General features: G+C 39.6%; 9 protein-coding genes. 5 read left to right on the plus strand and 4 right to left on the minus strand.

Annotation, left to right across the window (positions count from 1 at the left end; translation table 11 throughout):
• Positions 1-883 precede the first annotated feature (883 nt).
• Positions 884-1,600, minus strand: a complete 717-nt coding sequence (locus VB740_RS03220) for an ROK family protein (RefSeq protein WP_323198635.1) — start codon at positions 1,598-1,600, stop codon at positions 884-886.
• Positions 1,601-1,942: 342 nt separating this feature from the next.
• Here VB740_RS03220 and VB740_RS03225 point away from each other — a divergent pair, with 342 nt between their 5' ends.
• On the plus strand, positions 1,943-2,752 hold the full coding sequence (locus VB740_RS03225; protein ID WP_323198636.1) for a creatininase family protein: 810 nt from the start codon (positions 1,943-1,945) through the stop codon (positions 2,750-2,752).
• A 153-nt stretch (positions 2,753-2,905) separates the two neighbouring features.
• Positions 2,906-3,409 carry a 2TM domain-containing protein gene (locus VB740_RS03230; RefSeq protein WP_323198637.1) on the plus strand — a complete coding sequence of 168 codons (504 nt, stop codon included), beginning with the start codon at positions 2,906-2,908 and terminating at the stop codon, positions 3,407-3,409.
• A 198-nt stretch (positions 3,410-3,607) separates the two neighbouring features.
• Here VB740_RS03230 and VB740_RS03235 read toward each other — a convergent pair whose 3' ends face one another.
• From VB740_RS03235 to VB740_RS03245, 3 genes are all read right to left on the minus strand, one after another.
• The gene (locus VB740_RS03235; RefSeq protein ID WP_323198638.1) at positions 3,608-4,663 is read right to left on the minus strand and encodes a 3-deoxy-7-phosphoheptulonate synthase; all 1,056 of its coding nucleotides are present in this window, start codon (positions 4,661-4,663) and stop codon (positions 3,608-3,610) included.
• Positions 4,664-4,868: 205 nt separating this feature from the next.
• A complete protein-coding gene (locus VB740_RS03240) occupies positions 4,869-6,527 on the minus strand; it encodes an alpha-amylase family glycosyl hydrolase (RefSeq protein WP_323198639.1) in 1,659 nt (552 codons plus the stop codon).
• A gap of 328 nt (positions 6,528-6,855) precedes the next feature.
• Positions 6,856-7,233, minus strand: a complete 378-nt coding sequence (locus VB740_RS03245; RefSeq protein ID WP_323198640.1) for a DUF1823 family protein — start codon at positions 7,231-7,233, stop codon at positions 6,856-6,858.
• A gap of 424 nt (positions 7,234-7,657) precedes the next feature.
• On the opposite strand from VB740_RS03245, the gene VB740_RS03250 reads away from it, so the two are divergent.
• The 3 genes from VB740_RS03250 (at position 7,658) to VB740_RS03260 (ending at position 13,115) form a co-directional block, all read left to right on the plus strand.
• Positions 7,658-7,960 (plus strand): acylphosphatase, encoded by a 303-nt coding sequence (locus VB740_RS03250; protein WP_323198641.1) that lies wholly within the window; start codon positions 7,658-7,660, stop codon positions 7,958-7,960.
• Between the two features lie 365 nt (positions 7,961-8,325).
• Positions 8,326-9,210, plus strand: a complete 885-nt coding sequence (locus VB740_RS03255; RefSeq protein ID WP_323198642.1) for a ParA family protein — start codon at positions 8,326-8,328, stop codon at positions 9,208-9,210.
• 521 nt (positions 9,211-9,731) lie between these two features.
• Positions 9,732-13,115: an EAL domain-containing protein gene (locus VB740_RS03260; RefSeq protein WP_323198643.1), complete on the plus strand. Its 3,384-nt coding sequence runs from the start codon at positions 9,732-9,734 to the stop codon at positions 13,113-13,115.
• Positions 13,116-13,220 lie beyond the last annotated feature (105 nt).

Below are 13,220 nucleotides of genomic sequence, written 5' to 3' on the forward strand. Positions count from 1 at the left end.
TCAACCAATATTTCTTTTAACCAACAACATTGCTGCTGTCCGAGATAGTGGATACTGACCAAATAAAAAAGTCATGTAATAGTTTTTTTAGATAATATTTTCATGATCATATTTGCTCACCTCCTATTCCATCTAATTAGACTAATATCATTAGCTTTGTGCTTTTTTTATCTTTAATCAAGCCATGAACTTGTAAGATAGAGTATCTAAATCAACGGTTTAGACAATAACATACTATATGATCATATGGGAATGACATCAACCAAATTTGCCTAGTTATCTTTGGATCGCCTTTTTTATGGTGATTTTCTCATGTTTATAATGCCATGAAAAATACTACTGAATTTATAGAGTAAATTTTTCAGTTTTGATGAATGCAACATTTGGCAATCAGGATAAACTATTAATTTCAAAGATTTGCTTCTCAATCAGAAGAGATTATAAATTTTTTATCAATCACTGTTATTTTGTAGGATACATGACGCTCATCGCAAGTTTATCTGGTTTTACCAGCTTGACTCTGGAAGTATTCAGGCATAATTCGTAAATATCTGCTTTGTAATTAAATCTGTATGGTTACTTTGCCGTATTTTTGGGAAGCGCATACTTCAACCTCAATAAAATGAAACCGTACAACGTTGTTGCACAGCTTTGAATTTTCACTAGAGTTTAAACTACTGTATAACAAAATTACACAGGGGCACTGAATATAATGCTTGTACAATTCTCTTGCCTAACTGTGTTAATTTTTATATTATTTTTAAATATTAAAAAAGAAACACCTGAATAAAAAGTGCAATGCTGATAACGTAGACGCAGAAGCGCCATAGCCCGCTCTTTAGATATTGCTTAGTACACTCAGTTGTGGATACTGAAAAACTTTTTATCTTTTCTCATCTCGCCACAAAGCAATACCGCCTAATAAACCAGTGATATTGGGGATGAGTTTTACATTTAACGGTAGCTGGAAATTCACTCTCACAGCTTCACCGCCGCCAATGTAAAGGTAATCATAATTGAACAGATGTTGCAAGGATGCGATCGCCTTTTCTAAACGCCTATTCCATCTTTTCTCACCAATTTTTTCTAACTCTGCACGCCCCAACTGCTGCTCGAAAGTTTCTCCTTTGCGAAACGGATGATGTCCCATTTCCATATTCGGTACTAGCTTCCCATCCACAAACAAAGCTGAACCAAACCCCGTACCCAGAGTAATCACCAGTTCGACACCTTTACCTGCGATCGCCCCAAATCCCTGCATGTCTGCATCATTAATTACCCGTACAGGCTTGTTTAAGTGTTTTAATAATGCTGTTTCCAAATCAAATCCAATCCAATCCGGATGTAAGTTTACCGCAGTTTCCGTGACACCAGACCGCACCACACCGGGAAAACCTACCGAAACGCGATGAAATTCACCTTGAGCTGCTGCTAAGACAACAATTGCATTAATTACAACCTCTGGTGTAGCAGGTTGAGGCGTGTCTAAACGCGCCCTTTCCGTTACAGGATTCCCCGTAATATCCAAAACCATTGCTTTAACGCCACTACCGCCAATATCAACCGATAGGGTACGAACCGATCCATTTTCTTCAACCATTGTGTTACATCCTTCTTAATGCTTAGTTACTGCTTGTTACTTCGTTATTATCCTCTGCTGCATCTGATAATATCTGGATGTTTGGAGAGTCTTTATATTGAGGGGGAGACAAGGGAGCAGGGGGACAAGGTGACTTGTGAGAACTTGCAACAAGTTTTTCCCCTTGTCCCCAATTCTCCTTGTCCCCAAGTCCTCTTCCCAATACCCACTTGCCCTGAGCGTTCGCGTAGCGTCTCGTAGAGAAGCCGTAAAGCCTGCGGCATAGCTACGCTTAACGCGTAGCGTCTCGCAGAGAAGGGATGCCCAATACCGCTAAGATAGGAATGACACAATTTAAGTTATATGCACGGTTTCATTCCATCAGAACGCTTTTTTCCCTACCTCACTTGGACTGACATCCAGGCAATGCCAGATAAGGAAAATGTGGTAATCATCCAGCCAGTGGGGGCAATTGAACAACATGGTCCTCATCTGCCGTTGATTGTAGATGCTGCGATCGGTGTGGGGGTGTTGGGAAAAGCAATGGAAAAGCTAGATGCCAGTATTCCTGCTTATGCTTTACCTAACCTTTATTATGGCAAATCTAACGAACACTGGCACTTTCCCGGTACGATTACCCTGAGTACGGCAACTCTGACGGCAATCATTATGGAAGTGGGAGAAAGTATTTACCGGGCTGGGTTTAGAAAACTGGTGTTAATGAACTCCCACGGTGGACAACCCCAAGTTATGCAAATGGCGGCGCGGGATTTGCATGTTAAGTATGATGACTTTTTGGTATTTCCATTGTTTACTTGGCGCGTGCCTAATATTACTAAAGATTTATTGACTCCCAAAGAAGCAACGCTGGGAATGCACGCCGGAGATGCTGAAACTAGCATTATGTTATCGATTTTGCCAGAACAAGTGAAGCTAGAGAAGGCTGTTGCAGAGTATCCACCAGAACAATCAGAAAGTAGTTTACTGAGTTTGGAGGGTAAATTACCTGTGGCTTGGGTGACGCGAGATATTAGTAAAAGTGGAGTGATTGGCGACGCCACAACCGCAACTAAAGAAAAAGGCGATCGCATCCTCGAATCTGTCGCTAACGGCTGGGTGCAAGTTATTCAAGATATTTATGCCTATCGAAAACCAAAAGTAGAGGAGGGATAGACGCTTTCTACTCAAAGTTAAAATACCAATACATGAGATGCAGGGCAGCATCTAGATTTGCTAATGTAAGAATAATGGAAACAGTAATAGCATACCTGCTCAAAATCTATCAGGCAGCAAATTTCTATTAAAAGTAAGATAAGAGAAACAATTATGACGGCATTTGAACCCAAGAGCCTCCGCTCTTATAGCCAAGAAGATGTCCAACAAATTCTGCAATTAGCGATCGCTCGTCAAGCTGATGACAAAGACACAGAATTTTCTTATGAGCAGATATTAGAAATTGCTGCTGAGTTAGAAATTTCACCTGAGTCTTTAAATTTAGCAGAACGTGATTGGGTAGTGCAACAGGGTCAAGTCCAACAGCGAAAAGCTTTTGACGCCTACCGTATCAGAAGATTTCAGAAGCGACTTGGGAATTATACGATTTTCAATGGCTTTTTGATACTAATTGATTTAATTGCTGGTGGCGGAATTTCTTGGTCGCTGTACATCTTGCTTTTCTGCGGATTGCCTGTAGGGCTGGATGTCTGGAATACTTTTCAAATCAAAGGCGAAGAGTATGAAATGGCATTCCAGAAGTGGAATCGTAATCATCAGATTAAGAAAACCATCAGCACAGTTTTGAATAAGTGGTTTAGGGCATTACAGGCTTAGAAAATTTGCTTGGCTTTAGCGTACCCCCACTAAGAAGTAAGCTTCGCACAGCATCTCGTAAGCTCGTCGTAGACATTGCTAATTCAAAGAAAAACCCCGCACGAGAATCGGGGTAATTAATGTTTACTGCAATATTTGTGTGTAACACCGCTGAAAGTAAATGTGAATAAACTCAGCAACTATCAGGCTTAATGGTATTTATTTAAGTTTTTCGTGAGCAGCCAAAATAATTTTTTCGGTTTCTTCCCAGCCAATGCATTTATCAGTTACAGAAATCCCATATTTTAATTCTTCTTTACCAGTAATTGGTTGACTACCTTCATATAAATGTGATTCCAGCATCATGCCAACTATTGATGTATTACCATCCACTATTTGCTGAATAATATTTTCTAAGACAGCACCTTGTAATTTGTAATCTTTATTGGTATTGCCGTGGCTACAGTCGATAACAATCCTCGGTGGTAAATCTGCCTGTTTTAATTTCTCTTCTACCAGTTTGACATTTACTGCATCAAAGTTGGGTTGACTACCACCTCTTAAAATTACATGACCGTATCCATTACCTTTAGTTTGAAAGACGCTAACCTGACCGTTTTGATTAATTCCCAAAAAATTATGCGGATTCCTAGCTGATTGTAGGGCATTCAAAGCCACTTGAATATTGCCATCAGTACCGTTTTTAAAACCCACAGGCATCGAAAGCCCACTTGCCATTTCGCGGTGAGTTTGGGATTCGGTTGTGCGTGCTCCAATGGCAGACCACGTAATTAGTTCACTAATATATTGAGGTATGATTGGATCTAGTGCTTCTGTACCAGCAGGTAATCCCAACTCTGTAATTTTTAATAATAGATCCCGTGCAATTAATAAACCATTCTCTACATGGAAAGAATCATCCATATCGGGATCGTTAATTAACCCTTTCCAGCCTACAGTTGTTCTTGGTTTTTCAAAGTACACTCGCATAATTAGTAGCAGCTTATCCTGGACTCGCTCGGCCAATCTCTTCAACCGCTCAGAATATTCTAGTGCTGCTTTTGGGTCGTGGATTGAGCATGGACCAACTACTATAAATTTTCTGCGATCCTCAAAATCCAGGATCTTTTCTATTTCCTGTCTATATGCTAAAACTCTTTGTTCGGCTAATTGTGTTAAAGGTAATTTTGATTTGACTTCATTGGGAGTTAATAAAATGCGATCGTTCTCGATATTAGCGTTATCGATATTACTATTAAATAATTTGTTGTGCATGAGTATGCTCTGGCAATTTTATATACGCACTTCAACTCAAAATTGTAACACGAACCCATGAATTTTAAAAATAGCTTATTTTCGACTTGACAAATTTTTAATTAAATTGTATATGAATAAAGTAATAACTGAAAAAGGGGAAATATTTTCCCCTTTTTTATTTGCTATTGGACTATTATCTCAGTGGTAGTCGTAGTGTATATAATTACTGCCATACAAACACTTTGGCTTCGTATGGACCCAAGTCAGTTACAATACCATCGTCACCAGCTTCGACATCATAATTGCCTGTCCATTCGTGCCATGTACCAGCGCTAGGAAAGTTAGGAACATGATAATCAGCTAGAAAGTTTTCTGAGAAATTTGCAATTACGACTACACGAGAACCTTCATCATTCCAACGAGTATAAGCTAATACTTTTGCCTCTGCGTTTTCGTGGATAAAATCAATATTTTCTGTGTAAAGGGCATGACTACTTTTACGCAGGTTGGTTAAGCCTTTGTATGATTCAAATAAACTACGATTTAGATCGTTACTTAACAGCGTCCAATCGATTTTCGATGATTCAGGTTGTTTAGGTTTATACTCGCCAAATTCCTCTCCCATCCAAATCAAAGGTACGCCTACAGCAGTCATTAGGATGGCTACTCCTAATTTAACCCGCCTAAAAGCTTCTTCGTCAAAAATCTCACGGTTTCCCAATTCAACCATGACATGGTTATGGTCATGGTTAGTGAGGTAATTTACTACATTGGTAGCACCCAAGAAGCCTTGGCGCTTGCAGTCAATAACATCTTTGAGACGCTCTAAATCAAATGTATCACCACAAATATGTTCTAGAATGCAGTGATAGAAACTGTCATGCCAGCAACCATCCATTGGGCCATCTACATTGGTAATGCTGGTAGTTTCAGGAATGTGTTCCGCAACGTTATAAAAAGGTTTTGCACCAGCAGTTTTTTTGGCTTCCTGAACAATCCAGTGCATGAAATCGTAGTTGGCAATTTGCCGCGCTGCATCATAGCGAATACCATCAAGATGATATTCTGATATCCAAAAACGAATTGTCTCGCCAATAAATTTCCGTGCTGGATAAATCTCTAAATTTTCGTCATAATGTTCGTAATTAAATTCAGGTCCCCAGTTATTATCAGGGTCACGAGGTTCGTGGTGATACCAATAATCGTGGTCAATTTGTGTTAACGGACTAGATGCTTCTGAGTGGTTATAAATACCGTCAATAATTACACGAATACCTTTGCCATGACACTCATCAATCAATTGTTTCAATTCAGCAGTAGAACCATAACTTGATTCTGTTGCAAAAAAGTGGCGGGGATTATAACCCCAACTATAATCACCAGGATATTCTTTAAGTGGCATCAACTCAATAGCATTGATTCCTAATTCGCACAAATAATCTAGCTTTTCAATGACGTGTTTGTACTTGCCTCTTGCATAAGGGTCATCCTCGCCACCAGAAAAATCACCGACGTGCAATTCATAAATTACCAATTCGTGGTCAGCAGGTAAAGGTTTATCATCATTTTGCCAAACGTATGTATCGGTAATCCTTTCGCCATCTTTGATCCGAACAACACTATCATCTTTTCCACTCAGTTCATCTATATCAGTTGCATAAGGGTCAGTAACATCAACCCATTGTTCTGGTTCAAAAAACCATGAATTTGACTGGACGCGGAATTTATATTTATAAACACCGTCTTTTAGTTCAACACTTGTACGAAAATAACCATCATCACCTTTTTCCATTGGAATTTCTTGCCAATCAGAAAAAGAACCAATTAATGCGGCTCCTTTGTTATAAGGTGCAAATAAATTAAATTCAATTGGCTTTGCCATAGAAGTGTTTGTAATATTAAGGGTTGATAGAATTATTCTCTGATGTTCAATTGAATTTGCAAATCGCTCTAGAGAAAGAATTATATAACCACTGCCACTATCTTCAGGAGGAATTAATAAACATTTTAAAATAAGTAACTATCTTTTGACTATTTAGAGGATTTTTTTAACTAAACTACGGGTTAAATGTAGTTATTTCTTTTGCTAATGATATTACTAAAATTAGATTTTCTCTACCAAAATACAAAGTTTTAGCAAATCGAATAATGAGTTTTCATTAACTTTTTAAATAGCAAGCAGATATTTTTTGCTAAATATCTGCTGTATATTAATCAATTTTGCCGTTAGTTTGTTGCAGATAACTTAACAACCAATTAGCCGCCGTCGCCCTGCGAGTTTGCCGAGGTCCAAATTCACCAATTTTGTAACCTTTGAAACCTAGTTTTTCTTTGAGCATTTGTTTGTTTTCGGCAGGAATGGAACGAGTCAACTTGACTGTTGCGGGGCGAGAATCAATGAAATCTGGTGGTTGTGGGTACTCATTCTGCCATTCTGGTGCAACTTGGCTAGTGTTCCATTGTGCAGTTGAGGTATCATAGCGATAGCCTAAATAATGCCATAGCAATTGGTTGACTGTGGCATCATCAAGTTTCTCGTCAAGAATTGCCCAAATTGTTTCTGTATTAAGTGGTGGCAGATTAGACATAAGCAATTCAAAATTATTAAGTGGAAAAACTGGCTACTAATTAATTGAATTCACAACAATTTGTAGGTAGTAGAAAACACTTTATCACTACCCTGCTACACTCCCAAAGATAGGCATAATTTTATTTTTATCTACATCTGCTGGAAGAATTATCCACCACAAGCATTAGACAAAGTACTAAAGTGAGCCTGAATAAAGAGATTCGCTAATTTAGGAGGAAAATTATGGAAATAGGGGATATTTTCAGAAATATAGCCGATGGCAAGTAGAAACGACGTGATGAAGAATTGGATAATTGCGATCGCCAGTACAAACATCGTGGCGATGATGACGATGACCGTGATTAATTTCGCCAGTTGGAGTTAAAAACAGGTTGTGTATACCTAAACTAGGTAGACTGGAATCGTAAAGATTAGACCAGTCTATGCAGAATTACACAGCACTGCCAAAGATCATCCGCGCCCATGTATTAATTTCTGGCCGAGTCCAAGGAGTGGGTTATCGCTATTCCACCGTCGATACAGCTAGCCAGTTGGGATTAGCCGGTTGGGTGCGGAATCTCCCCGATAATCGAGTAGAAGCAGTCTTTGAAGGAGCGCGAGATGTTGTAGATGACATGGTTCGCTGGTGTCATTCTGGGCCACCTGCTGCTGTAGTTAAAGATGTTGTGGTTGAGTATGAAGAACCGGAAGGATTGCGGGGATTTGAAGTTAAGCGGGTTGAGTAAATAGTTAGTCATTAGTCACTTGTACTGAGCGTATCGCTAAAGCGAAAGCTCTATCAAAGTATTGCTTGCAGGAGAAGCTTTACAGGTTCCTGCTGGCGTGTATCATAGTTTCCGCAATGCGTCTGACAATTGGGTGACTTTCACTTCTGAAGTATTTGCTGCTGGGGAGTTTGAGCATTTTCTACGGTCAATGTTTGGACTAGCGCTCGACGAAAAGGTAGACAAGGAAGAGGTCATTTTCCCCTGCCCCCTACCGCTTGCTTCTTCGTTGAGTTTCCGAAAATATTAAATTTAATGGAAGATTTAATAGATCGATACAGGTGTACGCTACCTAGATGGGAATGCGTCAACAGAGGACTCAACCAATGGGATATGTAATTGCTACTGCAAATATGAAAGGTGGCGTTGGTAAAACCACCCTCACCGTCAACTTAGCTACCTGTTTAGCTAAAAATCATGGCAAACGAGTGCTTGTCCTTGATTTAGATAGCCAAATTAGCGCCACACTCAGTTTGATGTCGCCTTTAGATTTTGCCAAGCGTCGTAAACAAAGTAAGACATTTAGGTATCTGATAGACGAAGTTATCAATCCAGAGCCACAAGCAAAACTTACAATTCAAGACATCATTCAATCCCAGGTTTGTAGTCTTCCTGGGCTGGATTTATTACCAGGAGATATCGATTTATATGATGAATTTGTTGTTTCAGAGATGCTGCATCAGCAAGCAACTGCTTTAGGTGAGCAGGACTTTGAAACAATTTGGAATCGCTTTGAAAGAGTCTTGATCAATAATATTTTAAAACCTGTACGTCAAGAATACGATTTTATCCTCTTGGATTGTGCACCTGGATATAATCTATTGACTCGTAGCGCTTTAGCTGCCAGTGATTTTTACATACTTCCTGCTAAACCAGAACCCTTATCTGTAGTGGGTATTCAACTGCTAGAAAGACGCATTGCACAATTAAAAGACAGTCACGGACATGAAACCAAAATAGATATAAAAATGCTGGGAATTGTATTCAGCATGTCCAGCGCTAATCTTCTCACTGGCAGATACTATAAACAAGTGATGCACCGCGTTGTTGAAGATTTCGGTGTAGAAAAAATTTGTAAGGTACAAATACCAGTTGATGTCAATGTTGCTAAAGCTGTTGATAGTTTTATGCCAGCTGTTTTAAATGCTCCCCAATCAGCTGGTTCAAAAGCGTTTTTTCAGTTAACTCAGGAGTTGTTGCAAAAGCTATAGCTCTTCTGCATTGAATCCAATAGAGACATAACCCCCAACCCCTTTTCTAGCTCTCCCTGCTTTTACTACGCAAAACCGTCCCTCTCGCCTATCGGCTACGGTGTACACACAAGTCTGAAATAGCTCCAAGGGTTTACCCCACCCTAACCCTCCCCTTATAAAGGGGAGGGAACCAAATTTCTGATTTACCCCCAATATATCGGGGAGATTAAGGGGGGTAATTCGATTTGTGTGTACACCGTAGTGCTTATCGGAGAGGAACTGCCTTTTTTACGACACGCTCTCTAGGAGACGCTACGCGGACTCGCTCTAAGTGTAAAGCCTACGGCATAGCTTGGCTTAGGGCGCAGCCTCTCTAAGAGTTGCTATGCCGCAGGCTTTACGCTGCGCTATCTGCCTTTCTTGTAAAAAGGTGTAATCGTGTAAGTTAGTTTTCCGATAAGTTCAGCATTTATACTGAAGCTATGTGCAGCGATATTCAGCTATTGAGTGAAAAAGGCAGTAAATTTCACTAAGAAACAATGGTTATTAACAATTCTGTACAGGCAGAGAAAACTCAGCACTTAGTAATACGCCTACCACGGACTCTGAGTTATCTGGAAACCTGGGGCTTTGGCTTAACGGGTCATGTGGGATGGATTGGTACTGCCCCGATTATTCATGCAGCGTTAGGCCCTAAAGCTATCTTAGTTTGGTTGTTTGGCACAATCATCTCTTTTTTACTTAACTTTCAGGTACAAAGTCTAGGTAGATATTGGCCAGATGTCGCCGGGGGAACACCAAACTATACCACAAGGCTACTACACAACTTTCCTGGCTTAGGCCGTTACCTAGCCTTGGGATACTTTTTTAGCTGGGCAGCAGCACCAGCACTGTATGCGATTATTCTCACAAACTTAATTAAAGTCAATTTTGAAACATTAGGTATTTATTGTCCAGAAATTTTTTTAAAAGTTCTTTTTACAGCAATTCCTTTTATTTTGGCTTTCAGTGGCACCCGTGCTTTAGCACTCCTGCATTTATTTTTTGTATTCCCAGCCATTTTATTATTACTTTTGTTTTGTGTTCAAGGCGTAATATGGTTAGCCTTCTCAGCGCCTAGTTTTCAATTTATCCCAACTAGCACACATAGCCTGAGCTTTGAAGAATGGGCAAAGTGGTTTTTTCTAGCTAGCTATTCAATTTATGCTTGTGAAACCACTTCTTCTTTTGTTGCTGATAGCCGCCACCCATATAAAACTTTGAGGTTCTTGACCGTAGCTGCTTGGTTAATTCCTACGGTGTTTTTAGGTGGTTCTTTGGTATTAATGTGTTCGGCTCCAAATCCAGCAATAGGTGACGATGCGTTTTTAAATTTGGTAGCAGCTTCTAAGCCTTTTTGGGGTGATTCTGCCTCTTTTTTAGTAACACTTATCATTACTATATCCTGCCTTTTAAGTTCTGCTACGGCAGTTTCCAATTCTCCTCGGATATTATACCAACTTGCTTTAGACGGTCAGATTTCTCCTCTATTTGCATTAGTTTCCCCGCAAGGTGTTCTTGGACCCGCTATCTTAATTACCTTTATACTTAGTCTGCTTTGTCTGAATTTGGGAAATGTACCTCAACTTGTCACAGTAGCAGGTACTTGTTATCTCCTGTCGATTATGGGTCTACATCTAGGATTATGGTTGTGTCGGGGTAAACCACAGGTACTATGGCCTTGGTGGTCACTTGGTTTTTTCTTTGTAGAAGCGGTGGTTTTAATAGTAGGAGGTTTAGCTTGGAATTGGAGAGATTTTTTAGTGGGTTTATTATTACCCATTGTTTTGATGCTAGGAGATGTAGGGATAAGTCGTTTAAAATTAGCGCGATTACACTCGAAATGGTGGACACAGCATAACGACGCTAAGTTTAGTATAAATAATCAAGATTTTGTGGTGTTACAGGTAATTGTCCTAGTAACATTAATTTGTATTACTGCCACAAGCACTTGGGTTATCCGCGATTTATTAGACAAAAATTCTAATGATACTCATAATTCTTTATTAGCTATTCTATTAGTAACACTCTCTTTTACAGGGGTTGCGATCGCTTGCTGGACAACTCTACCACAAATTGTTGCTATTGATGATGCACGCAAACAAGCAAAAAGCCTATTTATTACTACTCTCGATACTGTTCCAGATACTGTTTTAGTATTAGATGAAAATGGTAAAATTTGTCAAACAAATGCTGCTGCTGAAGAGTTATTTCAAACAAATATTCAACAGTTACTTGGGAAAAAGTTGAATCAACTATTAATATGCTATCGCGGTAAACCAGAGCAATGGTCTATTAGGAGCGAGCAAACGTTAAAAATAAATAAAGGTCTACGAATTGTTGAATCGACTATTTCACAGCCATTTAATTCCCAGCTACGAGAGTATGTTGTTATTGTCCGTGACATCACTAAGCGTAAGTTAGTAGAAAAAGAATTAGTTCAGTATCGTCTTCATCTTGAGCAGATGGTTCTAGAACGCACCATTGAACTTATTAGAGTGAATCAACAACTTGAACAAGACATTATCAAGCGTCAACAAGCACAAGAGCAACTACTGCACAATAGTCTTCATGACGGGCTAACCGGATTACCTAATCAACGATTATTTATAGAGCGAGTGCAGCGGACAATAGAGCGTAGTAAACAGCAAAATAAATATTTATTTGCCGTACTCTTCTTAGACTTAGACCGTTTTAAGGTTGTTAATGACAGCCTTGGACATCTAATGGGGAATCAACTTTTAATTGAAATTTCTCATCGACTAAAATCAGTTTTGCGAGTCGGAGACATAGTTGCTCGTTTTGGCGGGGACGAGTTCACAATTTTAATTGAGGAAATTGAGGATATCAGCACCGCCATCCAGGTAGCCGAGCGAATTAAAAAAGTGCTAGCTTTACCATTTCAATTAAATGAGCATCGGGTGTTTACTAATGCTAGTATTGGCATCGCTTTTAGTAAAGCAGATTATGAGCAAGCAGCGCAGATTCTACGCGATGCCGATGTGGCTATGTACTGCGCTAAAGCACTTGGGAAGGCACGCTATGAGGTTTTTGACCCGAAGATGCACGAGGGTGCATCTTTGCTCTTGGAGTTAGAAACTGCTCTGCGAAATGCGCTGCTCAAGCAAGAAGAATTTCGCCTTCATTACCAGCCAATTATTTCACTGACAACTGGTAAACTTATTGGATTTGAGGCACTGATACGTTGGCATCATCCTAAGCAAGGACTTATTTCACCTCAAGATTTTATTCCTTTGGCTGAAGAAACTGGAATGATTGTTAGTATCGGACAATGGGTGCTTTATGAAGCCTGTCGCCAAATGTACAAATGGCATAAACAATTTCCTAGCTCACTACCCCTGACAATTAGTGTTAATTTTTCTGGGAAACAAATCACCCAGCCTGATGTGTTTACACAAGTTAAACATATTTTGCAGGAGACTGGACTAAAGCCATGCAGCTTGAAATTGGAAATTACCGAAACCTTGTTGATGGATAATTTTGAATTAGCTAACACCATACTTTCTCAGTTAACAGAACTCAATGTCGAGATGCATATGGATGATTTTGGAACTGGTTATTCATCTTTGAGTTATCTGCACCGCCTACCAATCAAAACCCTGAAGATTGATCGTTCTTTTGTCAGCAATATAGGTAGTCGAGGGGAAAATTTAGAAATTATTCGAGCTATTGTGACATTAGCTCATAATTTAAATATGTCTGTCACAGCGGAAGGAATAGAAACTGTAGAGCAACTAGCACAACTGAAGGCATTACAATGTGATTATGCACAAGGGTATTTTTTCTTACCACCTATGGAAGGTGCAGAAGTAGAATTGCTACTTGCTGCTAACTTGTGTTCCAAAAACTTTTTAAAGAGATAAATCCAATTCGCAATGGGCTACGCCCCGCTACGCTAACGCAATTCGCAATTCGCAATTAAACTCAGACAGACACTCCGGGGTGGGGTTTTTACCTACCAAGAGAAT

It is taken from the genome of Nostoc sp. UHCC 0251 (assembly GCF_034932245.1).
Taxonomy (GTDB): domain Bacteria; phylum Cyanobacteriota; class Cyanobacteriia; order Cyanobacteriales; family Nostocaceae; genus Nostoc.